Here is a 22,614-nt window from a genome sequence, read left to right on the forward strand (position 1 = left end):
ACCTCATGGGCCGCTCAAGTCCGGAGGTCGCGGATATATTCCGTCGCTACGGTGCTGCCTGGCGAGAGCAGCACCGGGCCTCGCTATCGACCGAACGACGCGCAGCGATGACTGCCATCGAGCGCTGCCGAACGTCGGCGCTCGGAGGGCATGTCGAACAGTGTGACCGCTGTAGTGAACGACGGATCGCGTACAACAGCTGCCGTTCCCGCAGTTGCCCCAAGTGCCAGTGGCTCGCCCGAGCGGAATGGATCGAGGCTCGGCGGGAAGAGCTTCTCGATACGCAGTACTTCCATGTCGTCTTCACCGTTCCCGACGAGATCGCCGCGATTGCCTTCCAGAATGCCAGCACGGTCTACAAGATCCTGTTCCACGCAGCCGCCGAGACTTTGCGCACCATTGCTGCCGATCGGCGACATCTCGGCGCGGAGATCGGGTTTTTCGCGGTGCTTCACACCTGGGGTCAGAATCTCAGCCATCATCCCCATCTCCACTGCGTCGTGCCCGGCGGCGGGCTGTCGCCTGACGGGAGCCGCTGGATCGCGTGTCGTCCCGGCTTCTTCCTACCAGTCGCCGTGCTCTCCCGACTCTTCCGGCGATTGTTTCTCGAAGGCCTGCAAAGAGCATTCGATGCCGGTGAGTTGCGATTCTTTTCGTCATTGGAACGGCTGCACGATCCCGTCGCATTCCGGCGCTATCTGGATCCCGCCCGCCAGGTCAACTGGGTGGTCTATGCCAAGCCACCCTTCGCGGGCGCTGAGCAGGTTCTGGAATATGTCGGACGCTATACACACCGGGTGGCAATCGCCAACAACCGGATCGTCGATATCGAGGATGGCAAGGTACGCTTCCGGTGGAAGGACTATCGCAACGAGAACCGGCAAAAGGTGATGACGCTCGACGCCGGGGAGTTCATCCGGCGTTTCCTCGTCCATGTCTTGCCCGAGGGATTTCAGCGCATCCGTTATTACGGTTTCATGGGCAACCGCTACCGCAAGCAAAAGCTCGCCCGCTGCCGCGAACTGCTCGGAATGCAGCAGTCCGATACGCCGGTAAAACCGAAGGAAGGGCGCGATTATCGCGACAAGGTCGAGGAGCTGACCGGAGTTTCCCTGCGAGAATGTCCCTTTTGCCGTCAAGGGCAGATGGTGTGCATCGAGGTGCTCGCGCCCGTTGCGTCACACGACCCACCTCTTATGGACACTTCATGACGGTCGGGCTTTTCAACTCATTGATCATCGTGCTTTCCGTCTGCCAAGGCAGACAGCAGGCGTCCTATTGTCACGCCTCCGACATCGAGCCCTCCAGGCGCTGGCGTCGCCGGTCCTTTCGTCCGGGAGACCATATCTCGATTAGAATGTTTCGCATCAAGACCGCATCCAGCATGTCCCCGAAGCCCCGGCGACGGCGCTGTCCATCGGGAAGCAGCATCCAATTTCCATAGCGGCAGCTGCGCGCTAGGCGGCTTCGTCCAACACGTTTTTAGATTACCGGCGCACTCGCAGCTGCGCACTTTGAAGTTTCGGTACCGCGCCGCCAATCTAAAAACGCTCTCTATTATGTCGTGCACCACATAATGTCGAATTCGGCGCCGCCTGGAAGAAGACGGTTCGCGACAGCGACCGCGAATATCTCTCGGTCAAACTCGACGATCCGAGTTTCCCGGCTCCGATCTACGCCTCGCTGGTCAAGGTCGAAGGCGAGGCGGATTTCACCCTGATCTGGTCGCGCCGCAGCGGCGACTGACGCCAGGGATCATCGGCCCCGCCTCCTCGGAGGCGGGGCCTTTTTTCGTTTTCTGTGCTGCTTTTAAGAGTAAGGAGAAGAGCATTTTCTGTCTCCAACGGGAGGCGCGCAGCCGCGGATTTGCGGGACGCCTCAAGCAAGATTCGAGGCGCTGAGTCGCAAATTTATCGAGCTTTGGATGAGCCTTTGTTGGACGGATCATGAGTTCAATCGCCATCTGCGCGGCCAACTAATAGCGCCGGATTCGACTTGATAGCCGGCACCAGGGCCACGCCTCGGATGCGAAACCGAGCCGCATTCCCGGTGAGATAATCGGCTCTGGATCGCGGGAGACTCGAGAGGTAACGCATACGTCGAAGCGTTGCCCAGGCGCCGTTTGTGCGGGTGAACAGCGCTCTGCAGCAAGGCCTGTCTCCCTCGTCTGAAGGGCACGATTCCCTGCTTATGGCGCTGCGACCTATGGCAGCCGTCCCCCATCCGAAACCCTCGCACGCTCCTTTTTTCCCCGCCGGCAAGCCGGCTCCTCGCGGCCGCTTCGCTCCAAAAAAGGAGGGCGCTCGGGTGCGCCGCTGCGCTTCGCCCCAAGGGTTCGGATGCGGGCCGGCCGCCATGACGGTCTCGCCATCGCAGGGCATCGGCCCTGCGGCAACGAGGAGACAGACCATGACCGCGATCGGATTCGTCACCCGCACAACTTACGGCGGCTTCAGGGGCCAGCTCAAATTCCTGCCCGTCCGCGCCGACATCGACATCGTGCCAAACCGCGATAAGTCAGGCGATGACCCGTCAGACTTCCGCATCTTCACCCAGGGGCTCGAGGTCGGATCCGGTCGGATTTTGACCGGCGAGAGCCCCGGATCGGACTACGTCAGCCTGTCACTCGCAGCACCTGGCCTTGGGGTCCGCAAGCTCTGCGCCAACCTTGGTCGAACGGTTGGCCTTTACGCTGACGGCAGCTTCTTTCTCATCTGGAATCCTATCGACTAGGTCAAATGCTGGGCTCCCGCGCATCGCGCGGGAGCCCTTCTCATGTCCCGGAAATCAGGTTTTGAATATCACCGACTAGTGTGAGAACGCTCCCAACTGGGCGCGCGTAGAAGAACGAACGCGGCTTAACAGCCTGCGGGACATCCCATTACGATCGAAGAAACGCACTTGCACGGGGCCGAATTTTGCCTGGAGCGAAGGGTCGTTCAATGGCTCTTTCTCTTCGTTCCGATGCAGAAAATCGCTCCATCGCCATTGGAATTCGCGTCAATCTATGGACAGCTGAGAGGCTAAAACTGATGGCTTGGACACGTGCCGAGCGGTCGATTTTGCTGTGTGCCTCGTGGATCGGCAGATGGGTTGCGGCAAGATGAGGAAGGGTTAGCGAGTAGCAACGAGCAGAGGTATGCGTCCGGATCCTGCACATGAGCTCAGGCCTTGACAGGATGCTGAGCGTTCCAAGCCCACGGCAGCAGTTCGTCCAGACGGTTGATCGGATGTCCGTCGACCATTCGCTGCAGCACGTCACGCAGGTATGCGTAAGGCTCGACGTCATTGAGTTTGCACGTCTCGATCAGCGAACAGAGGATTGCCCATCGTTCCCCGCCGCCGTCGCTACCGGCAAAGAGATGGTTCTTGCGGCCGAGCGCCACAGGTCGGATCGCCCGCTCGACGGGGTTCGTGTCGAGTTCGATGCGGCCGTCATGGAGGAAGCGGGTCAATCCATCCCAGCGCGACAGCGCGTACCGGATCGCTTCGGCGAGATTGCCGCGGCCGGGCAGTTGCGGGAGCTGAACCTCGAGCCAAAGGCGAAGGCTGTCAATGATCGGCTTGGCGAGTGCGCGCCGCGTGGCCAGCCGATGCGCTGGCGATTGACCACGCACCTGCGCTTCGACGGCATAGAGGCTGGCGATGCGGCGCAGGGCCTCGTGCGCGATGGGCGTGTCCTCGGCTTGCGCAACCTCGTAGAACCTGCGCCTGGTGTGCGCCCAACATGCGGCGAGAGTGATGTTTCCGGCGCCAGTCAGCCGCTCGAATCCAGCGTAACCGTCGACGTGCAGAACGCCCCTAAAGTGCGTCAGATGCGCTGCCGGGCGCTCCGCTTTTCCGGTCGGGCGCGAACACATAAACCGCAGCTGGCGGCTCAGGCCCAGCCCAGCTCCGTTGATCGCGGGCATACACCCACAGCCGTCCGGTTTTGGTGCGCCCGCGGCCAGGATCGAGCACCGGGATTGGAGTGTCGTCGGCAAACAGGTGATCCGACGCGAACATGTGCTCGCACAGCCGATCGTGCAGAGCCGCAAACCACCAGCACGCGCCGCCGACCCATCCGGCCAATGTCGAGCGCTCCAGTTCGACGCCATGGCGGGCAAAAATCTGCGCCTGTCGATAGAGCGGTGTGTGGTCGCAGTATTTGCTGACCAGCACCTGCGCGAGCATGGCTGGCGTGGCCAAACCGCCGGCGATCGGTCGTTCGGGCGCCGGTGCCTGGGTGATCGTTCCGCAGCTGCGGCAGGCATATTTCGGGCGGCAGACGCGCACCACGCGCAACTGCGCGGTACCCAGTCCAGCATCTCGCTGACACTCTCACCGATCGCATGCAGCGCGCCGCCGCAGCACGCACATTTCTCGCTATCGACGTTGAGCACGACCTCTTCGCGGGGCAGATGATCCGGCAGTGGCTTGCGCTTCGGCCGCAGTTTCTGCGTCGGCGCAGACGCCTCCACCGAGGCTTGATCTGCCTCGACAGCCGACAGATCGACGTCCAGGTCTTCCAGTCCAAGGGCGAGTTGATCGGCGTCGAGACGCTCGGAACGTCGTCCAAATTGTGCACGCTGAAGCTGTTTGATGATTGCCTGGAGACGCTGGATCTCGCTGTTCCGATGCGTGATGACCGAAGCAATGTCGCGCACCAGGCGATGCAGAAGCGCAGTATCCGACGGCAGATTGTCGAGATCGAGCTGCATGACCGATTCTACTCGGACACGCTGATTCGACGAAGCAACTTCGCTATATTCTATGCGTGTTTTTGCGATTCAACCCGCGATGACCGGGCGCCAACGACGCTCGGGTGTGCGCCAATCGATGCCTTCGATCAGCATGGCAAGCTGCGCCGGGGACAGCGTCACCGTGCCGCCCGGATCGCTCATTCTCGGCCAGATGAAGCCGCCTTGGTCGAGCCTTTTGCTGAACAGACAAAGGCCGTTGCCGTCCCAGAACAGGATCTTAAGCGTGCTTGCCTTCTTGCCTCGGAAGGCAAACAGGTGGCCGGAGAATGGGTCCTTCTTGAGGTGTTCCTGAACGAGAGCGGCGAGGCCATCCAGGCCCTTCCGCATGTCGGTATATCCCAAAGCCAAATGCACTTTCACGCCGGCCGGCACGATCATCATCGGGCAGTCTCCTGCTCAATGACGTGGCGACGGACTGCATCCGGATCACTGCCGATCGGTGCGAAGACGCGACGCCCATCGTCCAATTCGACAACCGTCATGCCGTTAGGCGGCTGCAACAGATCGTTCAGGACGAGCGTTGCGGATTGTGCGCCGGCGACCCTCACAGCCGCCAATTTCGCCGGCACTCGCTTGCTGAACCCGAACTGTACCCGCCACCGGAACAACATGCTCGTGACGATGCCGTGGCGCCGGCAAACCTCGGCAGCGGTGGCACCGGGGAACTCGGACTGGGTCACAATCGCGAGCTTTTCCTCCTCACTGAAGCGACGCCGGTTGGCGCGTTCGTCGCTCGGCGGATCGACGGCTGGTGCATCTGTCAAGCGGCTTCTTGCGCGAGACCCCTTAGCAGCGCTGCTAACACTAGTGCTTATTAGTGGGCGGGCACTCGGATGAAGTTGCGTCCGCCAGTCGATTTCCACCTCATTGGCGTCGATCAGATCGCGCCACCGTTTCAGGCTGTGCTGCGATATGCCATGTGCCCGGGCATAGGCTTGCATGCTCAGTCCACACCACCTCATCGCTTCAACGTGCATTGTCCAGAACGCTTGGACGGCTCTGCAGCGCTGGTCCTTCGACACTGGACTCCGCTTCTTGCGAAGCCGCTCCCGACGTTCCTCGCGACGCAATTCCGCACGTACTTTCAGCGTTTCGGCGTCAATCAGATGCCGCAGCCAGCGATCGAATGTGCCGCCACTGAGACGATGCTGACGACAGTATTTGCGCTTGCTGAGACCGCTTCGCCGCCACGCCTCAACGTGTACCGACCAAAAAGAGCGACGCGCTTCGTTCTTGAAATATTCCGTACCCACCGGAGATCCTCCAATGCAGCAAGGAACCCGATATGGAACGACAACGCACTCTCGGAAAGTCGTTCAAATCGGGCTTCGAGATACCGGTGCACGGGGATAAGACGTCCGTGGCCGAATCCGGAGCCTGGTGCAACGATTTAGAGGGGCGTTGCCACAAGGGAGAGCTCCGATGAAACTGTACGTTGGATTGGACGTCGGCCTTGAAGAAACCAGCGTTTGCATCGTCGATAGCGAGGGTCTCACGATCCGCGAAGCTAAGGTCAGCACGGAGCCAGAGGCGATCCGCTGCGCTGTAGAGGGCTACGCGGATCGCCTCGATAGGGTGGGGGTCGAGGCGTCATCGCTCGGTATCTGGCTGTATCGCGAACTACAGCCGGCCGGGCTTCCAATCATTGTTGTGGAAGCGCGCCATATGCGCGTTTCGCTGTCGACAATGCGCAACAAAACCGACCGAAACGATGCGCGCGGCATCGCTCAGATGATGCGGTTGGGCTGGTACCGCGCCGTGCATGTCAAGAATATCGACATGCAAAAAATGCGCACGTTGTTGACCAACCGGAAGCTGCTCAAGCGCAAATTGATCGACCTCGAGAACCATGTTCGGGGCGCACTGCGGGCTTATGGATTGCTCGTCGGAGCGGTCGCGCGAGGTGCCTTTGAGGCCCGCATCCGCGAGCTGATCGAGCACAGCGACCCGATTTTTGTGATGTCTATCCAGGTCATGCTGGACGTGCGCCGGGCCCTCCTCGAGGGCTACGATCGGCTGCATCGCGTGCTCCTGCAGGTGGTCCAGCATGATCCTGTTTGCCGGCGTCTGATGACGGTTCCAGGCGTCGGTCCGGTCGTCGCCTTGTCATTCAAAGTCGGCGTTGATGACCCTCATCGCTTTGCCCGATCCCGCACAGTGGGCGCGCATTTTGGCCTGACGCCGAAGCGCCACCAGTCCGGTACATCGATCGATTTTGAGGGGCGGATCAGCAAACAGGGCGATATCTCCGTGCGGGAGGCGCTGTGTGAAGCGGCTGCAAGTCTGCTGCTACGGGTCAGAAAATGGTCGGCATTGCGAGCATGGGGCCTGCGGATCGCCAAGCGGTCGAGCATGCTGTGTGCGATTGCCGCGGTCGCGCGAAAGCTCGCGGGCATTCTCCACCGGATGTGGGTCAGCGAGACTGATTTCCACGTTGGGTTCGGTGCCAAGATCACGCAGCGGCTGCGCCTAAGGCCGGCGCAGTAGTAGCTACGTAGACGAGCACAGGGAAGCGCTGGGATTACTCCCAGCATGCTGAGGAGGGAACGGAATTAGGGATCCGCGCGCGCGGTGAGCGTCCCCTGGCGGGGCCGCGAAACGGGGAATGTCCGCTATCTCTTGCCTGCTGCCGTCCTTCGGGAACGAGAGCGCCAGACTGCTTGGACAGCCCTGTTTACGAACCTGATGAAGAGCATGCGACGGCCGAAGTGCTGAACGCGAAGGAACGCATGGACCCCGCCTGGTGAATGCTGATCGCAGCGTTGCGGTAGCGCGTGCGCGTCGTCGATGCAGGGAGTCTGTCATGGCTGAAGTGCGAAGAGTCGCAGAAAAGCGTAGGAATGAGTTGACTTTGAACGCCCGATTAGGAAGGCCGGCGCAGTAGTAGCTACGTAGACGAGCACAGGGAGGCGCTGGGATTACTCCCAGCATGCTGAGGAGGGAACGGAATTAGGGATCCGCGCGCGCGGTGAGCGTCCCCTGGCGGGGCCGCGAAACGGGGAATGTCCGCTATCTCTTGCCTGCTGCCGTCCTTCGGGAACGAGAGCGCCAGACTGCTTGGACAGCCCTGTTTACGAACCTGATGAAGAGCATGCGACGGCCGAAGTGCTGAACGCGAAGGAACGCATGGACCCCGCCTGGTGAATGCTGATCGCAGCGTTGCGGTAGCGCGTGCGCGTCGTCGATGCAGGGAGTCTGTCATGGCTGAAGTGCGAAGAGTCGCAGAAAAGCGTAGGAATGAGTTGACTTTGAACGCCCGATTAGGAAGGCAAGATAAAAGCACTGTCGCCGAGGGGTGGCTAAGTCATTGTCTGCACATCCAAGATCTGGCGCTCTCAGGATCCTCGCTGTCGCCACGTTCGACCTAACGCGATGGCGGCCTTGCGCAATTGCGTCTGCGTCTCCTCGGCCTCACAAATTGCCGGCACGTTCAACGCCAGATGCGCCGCGGTTGAAGACCGTGCCGAACCGACGTGTCGCGGAGGTTTGCAGTCGGCTTGTCGCAACCTTAGACGATCTCCTCCGCCGGGCACTCCGGGCATGTATCGCCGATCGATTCCAAGACTTCGGCAATCGCAACCGCGGCGGCCTCCGGAGAATATCCTTCCGGTGGGTACTGTCGCGCTACATCGAACGCACGCTCATGGGCGTGCGGGTCCCCGCGATCTCGCATCCAGCCGTGCTCCCCGCACTCGCTGATGGCTTCGGCCTCGTTGAGGACCGAAATGGCCCAGCCGCGCAGCATGCGGATCGCAGGCCGTCTTTCCCTAGACATCAGCATGAATTCGCTCCACCGAGACGAACCCTCGTCTCTCGCCCTCGTTCCGGCCGGTTAACACAGGGCAGGGATTCGAAATCGTCGGCACTGGATCTTGTCCACGTGTTCCGCCTTCTTTTGCACAACGCTAGGCTGCCGCCGGGTCTTCCTTCTCGCCGGTCGCCACGATCTTCAGCGCGCCGTCCGGGAGCGGCCGCTGCAGCACCTTTGCCTCGTCCCAAGGCGCGCGCATCCAGGTGTCGTGCTCCTCGGCCGTTGTGAGGATGACCGGCATCGCCTTCGGGTGGACGCGCTTCACTTCCGCATTGGCATCACAGGTCAGGAACCCAAAGACATCGGCCGTGACCTCGCCTTCCTTTGCCTTTCGCACAGACGTCCAGTTGGTCCAGATTCCGCCGAAGGCGAGCAGGGGGCGGCTCTCATCTGGGGAGAACCATACAGGGACCTTCTTTCCATCGATGGTGTCGTACTCGCTGAAGCTAGTGAATGGCACCAGGCAGCGATTGTCCGGCTCGAGACAACGGTTCAGGTCCTCAAGGAGAAGGACAAACGGGCCACCAGCACATCGTACATGTGGGCTTATCGCAGCGGCAAGGGCAGCCACGAGCCGATCGTTCTTCTGGATTATCAGCCGGGCCGCGGCCAAATCCACCCGCAAGCCTTCCTCGGCGATTACCGTGGCATTGTAATGAGTGACGGCTATACCGCATGGCGCACGCTGGAAGGGGCCACCCACATTGGATGCATGGCCCACTCCCGGCGGCGCTTTGTCGATGCCCTCAAAGCCAGGAAGAAGGGCGGCGGTCCGCCCGAGCAAGCGCTGCGGTTCTTTGAACAGCTCTACCGGGTTGAAAGGCGGGCGTGGGACGGAATACCGGAGAAGGGTGAAACACAGGCCTACTGCATTCGCCGCTTCCGCCAGCAACATAGTGTCCCCATCCTCAATGCTCTCAAAGTATGGCTCGATGACATGGCCCCGAAGGTCTTGCCTGACAGCAAGCTCGGCGACGCCGTATCCTACACCCGAAACCAATGGGAATATCTGACGCGCTACACCGGGGACGGCAGCATGCCGATTGACAACAATCTTCTGGAGCGCGACATCAGGGTTTTTGCAACTGGCAGGAAGAGTTGGTTGTTCAGCGATACCGTGGACGGAGCCAAGGCCAGTGCCGTCGTCTATAGCCTGATGCTGACCTGCCGCGCCTCACGTGTCGAGCCGTTAGCGTGGTTGCGCCACGTCCTCACCGAATTGCCTCAGCGCGCCGGCGACGCCGATATTACAGACCTGCTGCCCTTCAACTTCCACAAAGCCGCCACTGCCTGAACGGCTCGGTATCGCCCGATACCAGGGCAATCCATCAAAACCGCCGGCGTGCGAAGAAAATCGCGCTTACGCTCAATCGGCAGACGGGCCACCGCATCAAGTACATCAAGGTGGACCAGGACACGGGCGATGAGGTGTCCAACGAAGACATCGTCAAGGGCTATGAGCTGGAGAAGGGGCAGTTCATTGAAGTGACGAAGGAGGAGCTCGAAGAGATCGCGTTGGAATCGACCCGAACGATCGAAATCGATGAGTTCGTCGACAAGTCAGAGATCGATCCGCGCTACCTGATCCGACCCTACTACCTTCGTCCGGACGGCAAGGTCGGCCACGACGCCTTCGCGGTGATCCGCGAGACCATCCGCGAAATGAACAAGGTCGCCATCGGTCGTGTCGTATTTCGGATCTCCCCTGGAGCGCGAGCGCGCGTTTCAGGTGTTCGTTGACGCTCTTGTCGCCGCCTCGCGCAAGCAGCCGATCCTCGGGATCGTCGAGGACGTCCAGTGGATGGACCCGACCACCATCGAACTGCTGGTACGCGTGATGGCTCGCTGTCCTGGCGAGCGGATCATGGTCCTGATCACGCATCGCGATGATTACAAGGCCGACTGGTTGCCAAGCACGGCAATTAGACGGATCCCCCTCCGGAAGCTGGCAGCGCATGAATGCGAGCAGATGGTCGCAGCCGTCGCGGGCAGCGATTTCGTGCCGCGCCAGATTACCAGCCAGATCGTGGAAAGGACCGACGGCGTGCCACTCTTTGTCGAGGAGTTCACGCGGGCCGTCGTCGATGCCGGTGCGGTCCCGCCGGCCGCCGAAAGCCCAGTGCCGAAGTTGCCGGAACCCCTGGTGCCGTCAAGTATTCACGATTCCCTGATGGAGCGCCTTGATCGTCTCGGTCCTGCCAAGCGCGTCGCCCAGATCGCCTCCGTTTTCGGAAGGCGTTTCGACTATGAAGGCATTTTCAACGTGTTTCCGGATAAGAGCCAAACGCTGCCACAGGCGTTGCGAGCTCTCGAGAGAGCGGGGATCGTGTATCGCAGCAAGGAACCTCAAGGCGAGGTCTTCACGTTCAAACATGCGATGATACAGGAAGTCGCCTACTCCTCGTTGCTCATGGAGGAAAGGCGTGAACTCCATGCGCGCGTGGCATCGTGGCTGCTCCAGGAAGCCTCCATTGAAGAAAGCGGCCAGCCGGCGGTATTAGGCTATCATTATGCGCGCGCAGGCAACATTCCGGAGGCGATCGAGGCCTGGCTCCAGGCTGGAAAATCCGCGCTGCGCAGATCTGCCACCAAGGAAGCCGTGGCTCACCTTCGCGAAGGCCTCTCGCTGATATCCAAGATGCCGGCGTCGCCACGGCGCTTCGAGGCTGAAATCGGACTGCAATCCAATCTGGCGATGGCGTACACGGCCAACGCCGGATGGTCCGACCCGAACGTCTATGGCCCCTACAGTCGTGCACTCGAGCTTTGCGCGAGCCATGGCACCATTCGCGAGAAGGCGACGGTGCTGTGGGGAAGTACCATAGCCAAGCTGGTCAACTGCGAGCTCACCAAGGGCCTCGAACACGCGGAAAATTTCGTCCGGCGGGCAGAAGAGTGGCGCAACGACGAGGCCGCCCTCATGGCCTACACCGCCGCCGTGATCGCCAATTTCTTCCTCGGTCGTTTGCAGCAGGCGAGTGAGCTCGCGGCTCTGGTCAGCGCTCGCTACAATCCGCGCGAGCACGGCAAGCTGGTCCAGATCTATCAGCATGATCCATTAATTGTATCGCTCGTCTATTCCGGACACATTGAATGGCTGTTGGGCCGGCCCGGCCGGGCCAGAGAGTGCTGCGTGACGGCGCGGCAGCTTGCGAACGAGATCGGACATCCGTTCATGGTGGCTTTTGCCTCCATTCTCGGCGTCGCCGATCACTGGTATGAGGGTGACCTTGCGGAGAACCTTGCCAGCGTGAAGCGTGGTCTGAAGGTCGCTGACGAGTATGGCTATCCGATGTACCGGGTCATCGGTCCATTGTGGGCAACCGCAGCGTTGGCGGCACGAGGCCCCGCGCCGGACGCGCTCGAGAAGCTATGCGGCCTGCTCGATAAGCTGCCCGCCGAGAACCGGTGCATCCAGATGCCGCTCTATCGAATTCTGCTTGCCACGGAATTCGGACGGATCGGGCAGATGGGCAGGGCTCGAAACTTCGCTGCCTCGGCTGAGGCCCTGGTGAAGCAAACCGGCGAGCGCTGGGCAGCTCCCGAGATCTACCGGATCCACGGCTCGCTGCTGTGTCGCGATCCATCGCGGGACGACCGGGCCGCCATGCGCTTGTTCAAGCGCTCGCTTGCCACTGCCAGGAAGTTCGGGGCGGTCGGTTGGGAATTGCGCACGGCGATCAGCATCGCGCGCCTGGTCAGCGCAGGCGAGAGCGCATCCGGACGCACTGAGGCACGAGACCTGCTAATATCGACCCGGGCGAAATTCGCATCCGCGGAAACTTCCCGCGATCTGCGCGAGGCTGATGATCTGGTGAGAGTGTTGAACTAGTATTGGCGCCTGAGATTGGACCGTTGGAGCCGGTGATGCGCAGAGCCTGGAGGCCAAGATTCAGCCCAATCGCAGGACATAGCCTCGAACTTGGCGCCGACGCACAAAGTTAGCCGAATGAAGCGCCGCGCAATTCGAATCGAATTGCAAGGTTCGACTACCGATGGTACTCGCGCGCACTGACAAAGTGATCGGCTGAGTGCGTATCTTGTTGCGCTGCATGAGTCCGGATGTGACCCTTCGCGGACCTGAACCGCGGATCCGGTGATGTCCGCTCACAGTGGCAGAGCAGACCATCTACCATGGACCCGCCGACTTCCGAGCTTGACCCGAAGGCGACGTTCGGCCGGCTACCGCAATGGTAGCCTTCGTGAGGATCAGGGCCATGGCTTCCCACAGCCGGGACAATCGTCAGAGCGCGACTGTTTCCTCGACCACATGGTTCAGCGGCGTCCCCTCCGCGGACAAGGTCATTCGCAGTTTGAGCTTGCCACTCTTCACCTCTCCGCTACGCACTAGGTTCTCAATTTCACGCTGCGATGTAACTCCGACATGCTTCAGAAATTTACGGATAGCCATATTGAAGCGGTCTTCATCGAACTCGGCGGTCATGGCTGTTCTCCCTGATCGGGCAGGCGAAGTCTAGCACGAGGCGTGCAATGACGAAACATCGAGGCCTCGCTCGCGTCGCCACCGACTTCCTCCTCAACCTGATTGCCTGCAACCTCGGCCCGAAGCTGAAGACTACACCTGGAAGCGAAATCTCACTTAGTGGAGTGCTTCCGCTTCTGGCCCTTCGCGGACCTGAACCGCGGATCCGGTGATGTCCGCTCACAGTGGCAGAGCAGACTATCTACCATGGACCCGCCGACTTCAGAGCTTGACCCGAAGCTGACGATGGACAGTGCACCGGCTGAGGGCAGCTTTTGGGTGGTGGGTCGGTTTGATTATGGCAGCCGGACGGGCTGGAAACGGGGCGACTCCAAGCGCATATTGATAGGACATGACGCGGAGCAACCCCGTGGCCTTGATCAGATGGGTGTTAGGCGCAGCCTTGGTTGGAATTACATTCGGTGGCTACCCCGCTAAATGGTGGTCCGCCTCCATTGCCGTCGCGCTCTGTGTCGCGGCTGCCTTTGCCCTTCACTTCGTCGCGCCCTAGTCCCCGCAACAAACTTGTTTCAGTTGACTTGAGCCGGACGCCCGCTGTTAGAATTTGCAAGCATGCATTCCTGCCGCCTAGCCTGGCGAACTTCCTGTGCAAGACGCTGCCGAAGGTCGCCACGGAGATGGCGCGGTGTGCGCTGACCTGCAATCTGACGCGCGAGCGCCGTCACATGAGGATGGAAGATCGCGATTTTTTTCCCGCGGCACTTAAGGTTCTCAAGCCTCAAGATTGGACTGAGATCGCTTCAACCGCAACGAGTCACAATGACCCGCTATTCAGCGACGTTGCCGAGGAGCGGTTTGACACACTGCGCGCACATATTTTGCGGCTTGAGCAGGAGGCTGACGCGGAGCGTAAGTAATCGCTATGGCGTCGCGCAGTGCATTGTGCCGCGCGACGCTGAGCACGCTGAGGTCAAGCGCGCAAGGGACAGTTAGAATTGGGCTGTGCCTTTGCTACCGCGCTCACATACGCTTGTGGCCCGAAGCAGGAGGCTATGATGCCGCTCCACACCGAAAATCTCGAATCGACCATGCGCTATGCATTGCTGACAACGCGTGCTATAGCGCTCTGTCCTTTCCATCCAGAAGTCATGATCCGCGTCGGAGACAGCGACGCCGAAACCCATGCTTATTACCGCGCCAGAAGCATCACCCGGAGTGACGGCACGTGTTGGGAGCGTGAAGATCTCATGGAGGAGATTGTGCGCCAACTCACGGATGCGGCCGACGGCGTGTGTCCTCGGTGTGCGCAGCTGGTTGCTTCCCATAACTGACGGGCCGCGCCGTCAGGACACCGGAAAAGGAAAACCGAGGCAAGAAACCTTAGTGTTGGCTAAATGAGGGAGGAACTGCCCGACAAGCGAAGGCGTGTGCCCAGAGGAAGAAGCCGATGACCTGTTCGACTAACTTTCATGTCAAGACGCGAGGATCGGACTAAATTACAAACGTCGTGCCAAGATTGAGGACCATCTTTACCATCCACTGGCCCTTGATCGTAAAGGTCATGGAGCTCGGGTTTGGTATCTCGAAATTAAAAAAGACGCTTCCGCTCTTATTAAACGCCGCGCCCGACAACGCATCAGGAAAAAATGACACGTTTTGCGTGACGTCACCTCGGTGGCCCTTGACGTCCTTCAATGACCATGGACCGCTGATGTAGCGCATAAGTTGCGAATCTAGTTGGAAGTCCGTGTCCGAAACACCGCTTCCAGAGATTGGTCCGGAGCAACCTAAAAGTGGGGGATGTCCCGGGTTCTGTTGAATTTCTGAAGAGGTCGGCGTTGCCCACCTTGAGCCGGTAGGCTCGGGGTGCTGATTCCACAAAGGAGAGCAACGCCATGACGAGAGATATCACACCGGCTGGTTGGCCGGCGACCGGGGCTGTGGAGAAATCATTTGCGGAAGTGCGAGCGAGCTTCGATCGGTTCTGCCTTGCGGCAGGAATCGAGGCGCTCGGCACGATGATGGAGGCGGATGTGACAGCGGCCTGCGGGCCGCGCCACGGTCGTGATGCGGCGCGGCGGGCGCACCGTTGGGGCCGAACGCGGGGGCGGATCGGTTTCCACGGCGGCAAGATCGAGGTCGATCGCCCGCGGGTCCGGGGCATGGACGGCCGCGAGGTCACGATCCCGAGCTGGGAAACGGCGGCGCAGGAGGACTGGCTCGGTCGCTGGGCGATGAACCTGATGCTGATCAATGTGTCGACGCGCCGGTTCGGCCGCGCCGTCCGGCTGCCCGAGGGTGACGTGCCGGCACCGCCCGGATCGGGGATTTCGAAGTCGGCGGCCTCGCGGAGGTTCGTGGCTCTGTCGGCGGCGCGGCTGGCCGACTTCATGGCTGCCGATCTGTCCGCGCTCGACCTTCTGGTGGTCCAAATCGACGGGCTGCATCTCGACGACGATCTCGTGCTGGTGGCCGCGATCGGGGTTGACGGCGAAGGCAACAAGCATCCGCTGGCGCTGGTGGAAGGGGCGACCGAGAATGCAGCAACGGTTCAGGCCCTGCTGGACAACCTGGTCTCGCGCGGGCTCGACCCGACGGTGCCAAGACTGTTCATCGCCGACGGCGCGAAGGCGTTGTCGAAGGCGATCCGCCGCACCTTCGGTTCGGCCGCTGCGATCCAGCGCTGCCAGATCCACAAGGCGCGCAACATCATGGAACGCCTGCCGAAAGAGCATCATGCGGCCACCCGCCGGGTGCTGCGCCAGGCCTGGGAGCTCGATGACGCCGACAAGGCTGAAAAATTGATCCGCAATCTCGCGCGTCGACTCGACCAGCAATGGCCCGGCGTTGCGGCCAGTATCCTCGAAGGCCTCGACGAAATCCTGACTGTCGTCCGGTTGAAGTTGCCGAAGGAGCTTCGCCGATCGCTCGCCTGTACCAATATCGCCGAGAACATGATGGGCACCATTCGCCGCGTCACGCGCAACGTTAAACGCTGGCGGGATGCCGGTATGGCCTTGCGATGGGTCGCGGCCGGTATGATCGAGGCCAACAAGGGCTTCCGACGATTGAAGGCGCATAAGCAATTGTCGGTTCTGCGTGCGGCCCTTCAAGCTCACCACGATCGCATGACAATCAAGTCCGTTGCCCACGTCACGAGGGCTGCGTAATATTCATTCCGGCAACGTCGACCCGACGTAGTTCAACAGCGATCGGGACATCCCCTAAAAGTGCTGCGATATTAGCTACTCTGCTGCCAATCTTAAACGATATCGATGCGGTGCCCGACGACGTGCGTACCCTCAGCACGTGCGCAGCAATAAACCAGTCGTCCGCCTTTGTGTCTGCTGCCACGGCCGCCTCCCGCTGTAACTGAAACCTCTCGCCAGCGACTGGAGATTAACCGTCTTGATGTCATACCCATGTGAAGAGGTTCACACGACGTAAAACGACATCCTGGGCTCGCGTACACCTCCGGCGCATGAGCGCGGTTGCGACCAGCCTTTCTTTCGTCGAAATTCGGGCACTAGTTTTGCTTTTTGGAAAATGGAGAAGTTAAGTGGCAATGGGGACGGTAAAGTGGTTCAACCCGACGAAGGGCTACGGGTTCATTCAACCTGACAACGGCGGCAAAGATGTGTTTGTCCATATCTCGGCAGTCGAGAAGGCTGGTTTCACCTCACTCGCAGAGGGAGCCAAGGTTAGTTTCGACGTCGTGAACAATCGCGGAAAAGACTCGGCGGAAAATCTACGAATCGGGTGATGCGCCCATTGTGTTGTTCAACAGAAAGGCCGCAGCGGCGAACCACTGCGGCCTGCTGCCGGGTTAAAATTTATAAGTGAAATATGGGTCCAGCCCCGGCGAGATGAAGCCTACAGCGCGGGGCGGGGCGCAATGTCGTCGATGTCACACTTTGAGACAATTAAATGCGTCAGCTGTTCTTACTGAGGAGGGCCCGCCGGGGCTGGGAAGGCGAGCCCTCAACCCAAAGGCCGCAAAAGCTCTCCGGCAGCCCTGACGGACGCAGCAGTCTGCACCTGATCGGCAGATGTGAGCGTTAAAACAATATCGAATTCTGGCGGGCTCGCTCAACGAACTTGGTGCGATCAAGCCAGCGGTCCAATCACCGCTGATGGCCTAAACCAACTCCCAATACGAGCGCCTTCTGACGGAGCGCGCCCTCGGTTCGCTTGGTCATCTTGGCTATTTTGACGACAGGCGTCCGCGCCTTGGAGTGCGCCTTCAAGTCTCTGATATCGGCAGCAGTCCACTCGCGACGAACAGTCTTCTTTGTCTTCTTGGCCAAGGCGGCGCTCCATCAATGTTGATGGCGCGGTCTAGCACACGGAAGGTACGACCGTCACGCGGGATGGTGTGACGCAACGCGCGGTGCACACCTGGCCTGAGGATAGAGCGGGAAGGCCGGTGAGGCCGCGACGAGCGGTGAGGGCGAGGAGGGCGGCGCGCAAAGTTGGTCAATCCTGTCGGGAAATTAGGAAAGCCATCGGAACGCTAGAGAGATGGTGCTCGGAGCTAGACATCAGCAGAAGACGATTAACGTTGTTATGTTGTATGCCGCCTGACGGAAACGCGCTGGTGATCTGCGAAGCGATCGGCCAATTCATTTTTTTCCCAAGCGATGCTTGTGCGGTCGAATGCAATCGCGAAACTCGCGCAGCGAGGCGATCTTCCACGTTGGGCTTTGGCATGCCGCTATTGTTCGCTCTGAGTAGATATTTGAAGATATCAGCCATCAGGGCCGGATAGGTTGCGGTAGTTCCTTCACTATCGAATTTACGGCATCGACTACCGTTGTTGGCATCTGGAACGTGGTGCTTTTGAAGTTGGATGAAAGCTTAGCAAGGCGCGCTTCCTTGCTGGCAATAGCGCCTCTGATCTCGCGCCATCGATACGCGCTGTCGGTAAAAATGCTCGACCCCGTCAGTTGGGCGAGCGAAGTCGGCCGATGTTCAAAAGCATTGAAGGTGATTGTGCGGCCGTCTGCCAGCACCTTTTCGTCTGGGGTCAAATCGAGGTAAGCGAGAACGTTTCGTCTCTCCTCGAAGAACCCTTCTTGGTGCCATTGCGGGACATAGTGATTGTTTCGTGTTTTAGCTGCGCTGGGAATCATCGAACATAAGACTTGATCAGGCTCGCGCAGTAAGGAGCAACGCTCTGCTCTGAGCGAGGGGGGATGTCCCGATCGCTGTTGAACTACGTCGGGTCGACGTTGCCGGAATGAATATTACGCAGCCCTCGTGACGTGGGCAACGGACTTGATTGTCATGCGATCGTGGTGAGCTTGAAGGGCCGCACGCAGAACCGACAATTGCTTATGCGCCTTCAATCGTCGGAAGCCCTTGTTGGCCTCGATCATACCGGCCGCGACCCATCGCAAGGCCATACCGGCATCCCGCCAGCGTTTAACGTTGCGCGTGACGCGGCGAATGGTGCCCATCATGTTCTCGGCGATATTGGTACAGGCGAGCGATCGGCGAAGCTCCTTCGGCAACTTCAACCGGACGACAGTCAGGATTTCGTCGAGGCCTTCGAGGATACTGGCCGCAACGCCGGGCCATTGCTGGTCGAGTCGACGCGCGAGATTGCGGATCAATTTTTCAGCCTTGTCGGCGTCATCGAGCTCCCAGGCCTGGCGCAGCACCCGGCGGGTGGCCGCATGATGCTCTTTCGGCAGGCGTTCCATGATGTTGCGCGCCTTGTGGATCTGGCAGCGCTGGATCGCAGCGGCCGAACCGAAGGTGCGGCGGATCGCCTTCGACAACGCCTTCGCGCCGTCGGCGATGAACAGTCTTGGCACCGTCGGGTCGAGCCCGCGCGAGACCAGGTTGTCCAGCAGGGCCTGAACCGTTGCTGCATTCTCGGTCGCCCCTTCCACCAGCGCCAGCGGATGCTTGTTGCCTTCGCCGTCAACCCCGATCGCGGCCACCAGCACGAGATCGTCGTCGAGATGCAGCCCGTCGATTTGGACCACCAGAAGGTCGAGCGCGGACAGATCGGCAGCCATGAAGTCGGCCAGCCGCGCCGCCGACAGAGCCACGAACCTCCGCGAGGCCGCCGACTTCGAAATCCCCGATCCGGGCGGTGCCGGCACGTCACCCTCGGGCAGCCGGACGGCGCGGCCGAACCGGCGCGTCGACACATTGATCAGCATCAGGTTCATCGCCCAGCGACCGAGCCAGTCCTCCTGCGCCGCCGTTTCCCAGCTCGGGATCGTGACCTCGCGGCCGTCCATGCCCCGGACCCGCGGGCGATCGACCTCGATCTTGCCGCCGTGGAAACCGATCCGCCCCCGCGTTCGGCCCCAACGGTGCGCCCGCCGCGCCGCATCACGACCGTGGCGCGGCCCGCAGGCCGCTGTCACATCCGCCTCCATCATCGTGCCGAGCGCCTCGATTCCTGCCGCAAGGCAGAACCGATCGAAGCTCGCTCGCACTTCCGCAAATGATTTCTCCACAGCCCCGGTCGCCGGCCAACCAGCCGGTGTGATATCTCTCGTCATGGCGTTGCTCTCCTTTGTGGAATCAGCACCCCGAGCCTACCGGCTCAAGGTGGGCAACGCCGACCTCTTCAGAAATTCAACAGAACCCGGGACATCCCCGAGCGAGGATCGGGAAGGCAATAGAGGCAATAGCGCGCCGCATCCTCACCGGAATAATCGGGGTCCGACGCGCCACTCAGCATGATGGTCGCCGTGTTGAATCGCACGTCAAAAATGAAACCTCGCGAACCGACATAGCCGCCATAGCTGTTTTTGGAATTCACTGCCCCGCAAACGAACTCACCCTCTTTGGTCTTTACCTTGAAGAGATCGGCCCACTGTGCGGACATGGGGTCTTTTAGTTTGCGCTCTATGACGGCTTTTGCTGCGGTGAATTCAGGGGACGCGACAACGTTTTTAACGCCATGGGGCTTCTGCGCCACAGGCCGGTCAAAGCACGCCAAACGCGCCTGTGGATCGGCGATAGATTTGCAGTCGGCTGCATTGGCTGAGTTGGCGCACGCCGCAAGCAGCGCGAGCGTTGAGAAAAATATCTTCATTGAAATCCCCCAGACCCACCGCAACTTTACGGCGTGGGTACGGGGTTGGGCAACTAGGATTTTGGTCGACCGTGACCTGAGACGGTATCTCCGATAGACTTTCGCCGGAAGCATGGAGTGCCGTGATGGCGAATGAGCGGGATAATTGGCCGGGCCAAATAGCGCGGATCGAAATCGACGAGTCTGCGGCGATCTGCGTTGAGCAAATCGACGACGAAAACACCGTTGCCATCGCGAGCGTTGTCGGCATCCATTTCCAGGTGACGGCGGATCAGGCGCTTGAGTTGTCTCGGGCCTTAGCTGTAGCCGCTGAAAACGCGGCGAAACCCCGCGTGAGAGTCGGGTCGTAGTGGCTACTTCTTAATGGAGTGCTCCCGCATATAGCGCGCAGCCCTAACGCGCGCTCGTTCCAACATATCTTCCTTCGCTTTAGCGGCGGCTAGGTCTGATTCAAGGCGCTCGAAGAGCGGCAGATAGACTTCACCGCCTTGTGGCGCGCGGTGCATTTCATAGGCCAACCGGTCGAGGCACCGTTCGAGCAGGTCGATTGTGATTGGTTCGTCGGCGGAAATACGGTGCGGCTTGTGCCTGCCCATTTTGTTACTCGTTATACAAACTTTCGTACCGCCACTTACACGCCCCGAGGGCCTTCTTGATTTCGTCCATCGGGATTTCGGCGTCTTTTGTAGACCTGTTGGCCTCGAACGTGATTTTTCCGTTCGGATCACCCGGATTCATAGACAAGCTGACTACGGTGCCATCACCGAAGCTCTTTGTAGCGAAGCAGTCGGCTTCAGTTTCCCACGCTTGCCCGAGAACAATCCATCCCTTCACGTCCTTCTTATAGAAGACACTAGCTTTCGAGTGCGCGGAGCCCGTAAGCGCGACAAACATAGCTGCGGCAATCAGCGGAACGCGGTTAACGAAGCGCATGGGCTTCGACAACTTGACGCTATTGGTTCTGGTAATTGAACAGTTCATTTTGATGATCGGTCCCGGAATCGGCCGCCGCTGACGCGATAACTATAGGGAGCCGGGTGGGATGCGAAAGTGCCACGTTGCGAGATCAACCTTGGGAAAAATACGGGTAACGCCCTAACGTGCAACGTCTAGCCGTAAAACCCCACGATAAAACGGATGGCAAAGAACGCCCCAGCGGCGACGGCCACTGTCGCTCCGATCGCAAGCATCACCCTCAAGCTCTCGTCCATGGTACCTCGCATGCAGAACGGCCCCCGCGGGGCAACGCGGAGGCCGCTGTTGAGGCGCCTCAGGCCGGGGGAAACCTGAAGCAAGAGAGAAATCTCTGGCCCGCAGGATGGTTCCTGTGCCTTTGACGGCGAAATGCGAATCAGCTCTCGGCGTCAGGGTATCTTGACGCGCAAGGCAGCGAGGCCTGTTGGCGTAATCCGGTACGCTCCTGCCGTGCTCCCACGTTCAATCCAGCTCTTCGACAGCATGTTTGCGATGGTGCGCTGACCGGTGGGCTCAAGGGCTCTCAGTGTCAGCTCGCGACCCGCTCGCAGTTTCTGCAATGCATCTCGCTCCGAGCTGGTCGGCAGATGACTGGCACGTGCTGGCATCTATTTCTTGGCCTTCAGTCCGAGTCGCCCGTGGGTTAGAGCGGCATATCATTGATCGGCTCACGCGGCTTGCTCTTGCATAACGCGTAAGGCTAAACGCGCGATCGCCTAAGGTCACGAGTAGGTGGTAATCACTGGAAGCTTGCCGGGTTGGGCTTGTCGCTTCGCGTTCTCTAGTGCTTTCAGCCGCTCGGTGGGTGCACCCCGCATCAGATCCAAGCAATCACCGGCCACGACAACCTCGCCGAGATCGAGACCTACACGAAAGCGGTGAGTCAGAAGCGTTTGGCGCAGATCGCAATGGACAGTTTGGCTACCCCAAAAACCGGGTTAGCCAATTTCGACGCTAATGCATTGAAATTACTAGAAGCTTTGGCGCTCCCTAGCGAAATCGAACCGCTCTCTCCACGGTGAAAGGATTGATATAGGCCTGTTCAGCGATGCTGGTCAGCCAAGCCGGCCGCGGTTTGGTAATCGCGCAGTGATCCGGGAATACTGGACCCCGTGGCCTTTTCGAGGACCGCCACTTGGCGGGCGAAGATTCACGGCCTCCTGGACCAGAAGGGCGAGGAGTCAATTCTTGCGAATCCGATTCAGCGCTGATGCGAACCGATAAAGAGTTCGAACGCCGGGGCAGGAAGCAGGACTCGAACCAGCAACCAGACTGTTACTGGCAGGCAGCTCTAACCATTGGGTAGGGAAGGTATTCGCTGCTCCAGTCCAGACATATGTGGCGCCGAGTCCAGCCTGGGTGGCACGAGTCCAAGCTTTCATGGCGTCCAAGAATAATCTTGGTGGGTCTGGCAGGACTCGAACCTGCAACCAGACCGTTATGAGCGGTGGGTCTGACCTGACCTCGCATAGGGCAGGGCTCGTCTTCAGCGGTTCGGCCAAAAGGCACTTTGGTGCGCGAAATGCACCTCAGTTCGTTTCTCGCCTCTAACCTATTGAGATCGCGCAAAATCCGAACGCCC

Annotated in this window: 18 protein-coding genes and 5 pseudogenes; 11 read left to right on the forward strand and 12 right to left on the reverse strand. The window is 60.1% G+C overall.

Annotated elements, in window-relative coordinates:
* The first annotated feature begins 5 nt into the window (after nucleotides 1-5).
* The 3 genes and pseudogenes from HAP41_RS13205 (at nucleotide 6) to HAP41_RS13215 (ending at nucleotide 2,733) form a co-directional block, all read left to right on the forward strand.
* Complete coding sequence (locus HAP41_RS13205) at nucleotides 6-1,211, forward strand: IS91 family transposase (RefSeq protein WP_166101280.1); 1,206 nt, start codon at nucleotides 6-8, stop codon at nucleotides 1,209-1,211.
* A 370-nt stretch (nucleotides 1,212-1,581) separates the two neighbouring features.
* Nucleotides 1,582-1,746 (forward strand): annotated as a pseudogene (locus tag HAP41_RS13210) (DUF736 domain-containing protein); the annotation flags it as partial.
* A 663-nt stretch (nucleotides 1,747-2,409) separates the two neighbouring features.
* Nucleotides 2,410-2,733 carry a DUF736 domain-containing protein gene (locus HAP41_RS13215; protein ID WP_166101274.1) on the forward strand — a complete coding sequence of 108 codons (324 nt, stop codon included), beginning with the start codon at nucleotides 2,410-2,412 and terminating at the stop codon, nucleotides 2,731-2,733.
* 431 nt (nucleotides 2,734-3,164) lie between these two features.
* Here HAP41_RS13215 and tnpC (HAP41_RS13220) read toward each other — a convergent pair.
* The 3 genes and pseudogenes from tnpC (HAP41_RS13220) to tnpA all read right to left on the reverse strand — a co-directional run bounded on the left by tnpC (HAP41_RS13220) (nucleotide 3,165) and on the right by tnpA (nucleotide 5,995).
* Nucleotides 3,165-4,700: pseudogene (gene tnpC, locus HAP41_RS13220) on the reverse strand (IS66 family transposase).
* A 69-nt stretch (nucleotides 4,701-4,769) separates the two neighbouring features.
* Nucleotides 4,770-5,123, reverse strand: coding sequence for an IS66 family insertion sequence element accessory protein TnpB (tnpB, locus tag HAP41_RS13225; protein WP_045003380.1), 354 nt, complete (start codon nucleotides 5,121-5,123; stop codon nucleotides 4,770-4,772).
* Nucleotides 5,120-5,995, reverse strand: a complete 876-nt coding sequence (gene tnpA / locus HAP41_RS13230) for an IS66 family insertion sequence element accessory protein TnpA (protein ID WP_166101269.1) — start codon at nucleotides 5,993-5,995, stop codon at nucleotides 5,120-5,122. The genes tnpB and tnpA overlap by 4 nt, the downstream gene beginning before the upstream one ends.
* A 169-nt stretch (nucleotides 5,996-6,164) precedes the next feature.
* On the opposite strand from tnpA, the gene HAP41_RS13235 reads away from it, so the two are divergent.
* Entirely contained in the window at nucleotides 6,165-7,229 is a 1,065-nt protein-coding gene (locus tag HAP41_RS13235) for an IS110 family RNA-guided transposase (RefSeq protein WP_166101263.1), read from the forward strand.
* A gap of 1,021 nt (nucleotides 7,230-8,250) precedes the next feature.
* Here HAP41_RS13235 and HAP41_RS13240 read toward each other — a convergent pair.
* Together HAP41_RS13240 and HAP41_RS13245 are read right to left on the reverse strand one after the other, a co-directional pair.
* Entirely contained in the window at nucleotides 8,251-8,523 is a 273-nt protein-coding gene (locus tag HAP41_RS13240; RefSeq protein WP_166101260.1) for a hypothetical protein, read from the reverse strand.
* Nucleotides 8,524-8,647: 124 nt separating this feature from the next.
* A pseudogene (locus HAP41_RS13245) lies at nucleotides 8,648-9,043 on the reverse strand (SOS response-associated peptidase family protein); the annotation flags it as partial.
* Between HAP41_RS13245 and tnpC (HAP41_RS13250) the strand changes: the two are divergent.
* From tnpC (HAP41_RS13250) to HAP41_RS13260, 3 genes and pseudogenes are all read left to right on the forward strand, one after another.
* A pseudogene (gene tnpC / locus HAP41_RS13250) lies at nucleotides 9,035-9,847 on the forward strand (IS66 family transposase); the annotation flags it as partial. The pseudogenes HAP41_RS13245 and tnpC (HAP41_RS13250) sit on opposite strands and share 9 nt — an antisense overlap.
* Before the next feature lie 65 nt (nucleotides 9,848-9,912).
* A pseudogene (locus tag HAP41_RS13255) lies at nucleotides 9,913-10,245 on the forward strand (Ku protein); the annotation flags it as partial.
* Nucleotides 10,238-12,385, forward strand: coding sequence for an ATP-binding protein (locus HAP41_RS13260; RefSeq protein ID WP_224580867.1), 2,148 nt, complete (start codon nucleotides 10,238-10,240; stop codon nucleotides 12,383-12,385). The pseudogene HAP41_RS13255 and the gene HAP41_RS13260, both read left to right, overlap by 8 nt.
* Before the next feature lie 411 nt (nucleotides 12,386-12,796).
* Here HAP41_RS13260 and HAP41_RS13265 read toward each other — a convergent pair whose 3' ends face one another.
* Nucleotides 12,797-12,997, reverse strand: a complete 201-nt coding sequence (locus HAP41_RS13265; RefSeq protein WP_166101257.1) for a DUF6494 family protein — start codon at nucleotides 12,995-12,997, stop codon at nucleotides 12,797-12,799.
* Between the two features lie 1,055 nt (nucleotides 12,998-14,052).
* Here HAP41_RS13265 and HAP41_RS13270 point away from each other — a divergent pair.
* The 3 genes from HAP41_RS13270 to HAP41_RS13280 all read left to right on the forward strand — a co-directional run bounded on the left by HAP41_RS13270 (nucleotide 14,053) and on the right by HAP41_RS13280 (nucleotide 16,760).
* Entirely contained in the window at nucleotides 14,053-14,328 is a 276-nt protein-coding gene (locus HAP41_RS13270; RefSeq protein WP_224580866.1) for a hypothetical protein, read from the forward strand.
* A gap of 564 nt (nucleotides 14,329-14,892) precedes the next feature.
* Nucleotides 14,893-16,167, forward strand: coding sequence for an IS256 family transposase (locus tag HAP41_RS13275; protein WP_166064748.1), 1,275 nt, complete (start codon nucleotides 14,893-14,895; stop codon nucleotides 16,165-16,167).
* Nucleotides 16,168-16,556: 389 nt separating this feature from the next.
* Nucleotides 16,557-16,760, forward strand: a complete 204-nt coding sequence (locus HAP41_RS13280; RefSeq protein ID WP_028141284.1) for a cold-shock protein — start codon at nucleotides 16,557-16,559, stop codon at nucleotides 16,758-16,760.
* Between the two features lie 361 nt (nucleotides 16,761-17,121).
* Here the strand turns inward: HAP41_RS13280 and HAP41_RS13285 are convergent, their stop codons facing one another.
* The 4 genes from HAP41_RS13285 to HAP41_RS13300 all read right to left on the reverse strand — a co-directional run bounded on the left by HAP41_RS13285 (nucleotide 17,122) and on the right by HAP41_RS13300 (nucleotide 20,057).
* Nucleotides 17,122-17,304 (reverse strand): hypothetical protein, encoded by a 183-nt coding sequence (locus HAP41_RS13285; RefSeq protein WP_028154091.1) that lies wholly within the window; start codon nucleotides 17,302-17,304, stop codon nucleotides 17,122-17,124.
* Between the two features lie 447 nt (nucleotides 17,305-17,751).
* Nucleotides 17,752-18,129, reverse strand: a complete 378-nt coding sequence (locus tag HAP41_RS13290; protein ID WP_248577198.1) for a hypothetical protein — start codon at nucleotides 18,127-18,129, stop codon at nucleotides 17,752-17,754.
* 114 nt (nucleotides 18,130-18,243) lie between these two features.
* Nucleotides 18,244-19,518 (reverse strand): IS256 family transposase, encoded by a 1,275-nt coding sequence (locus tag HAP41_RS13295; RefSeq protein WP_166064748.1) that lies wholly within the window; start codon nucleotides 19,516-19,518, stop codon nucleotides 18,244-18,246.
* Between the two features lie 68 nt (nucleotides 19,519-19,586).
* Entirely contained in the window at nucleotides 19,587-20,057 is a 471-nt protein-coding gene (locus HAP41_RS13300) for a hypothetical protein (RefSeq protein ID WP_166101242.1), read from the reverse strand.
* 125 nt (nucleotides 20,058-20,182) lie between these two features.
* Here HAP41_RS13300 and HAP41_RS13305 point away from each other — a divergent pair, with 125 nt between their 5' ends.
* Entirely contained in the window at nucleotides 20,183-20,407 is a 225-nt protein-coding gene (locus tag HAP41_RS13305) for a hypothetical protein (protein WP_166101237.1), read from the forward strand.
* A gap of 3 nt (nucleotides 20,408-20,410) precedes the next feature.
* On the opposite strand, the gene HAP41_RS13310 is transcribed toward HAP41_RS13305, so the two are convergent.
* A complete protein-coding gene (locus HAP41_RS13310; RefSeq protein ID WP_166101234.1) occupies nucleotides 20,411-20,653 on the reverse strand; it encodes a hypothetical protein in 243 nt (80 codons plus the stop codon).
* A 4-nt stretch (nucleotides 20,654-20,657) separates the two neighbouring features.
* Complete coding sequence (locus HAP41_RS13315; protein WP_166101230.1) at nucleotides 20,658-20,990, reverse strand: hypothetical protein; 333 nt, start codon at nucleotides 20,988-20,990, stop codon at nucleotides 20,658-20,660.
* Nucleotides 20,991-22,614: the final 1,624 nt, after the last annotated feature.

The organism is Bradyrhizobium barranii subsp. apii (assembly GCF_011516635.5).
Taxonomy (GTDB): domain Bacteria; phylum Pseudomonadota; class Alphaproteobacteria; order Rhizobiales; family Xanthobacteraceae; genus Bradyrhizobium; species Bradyrhizobium barranii.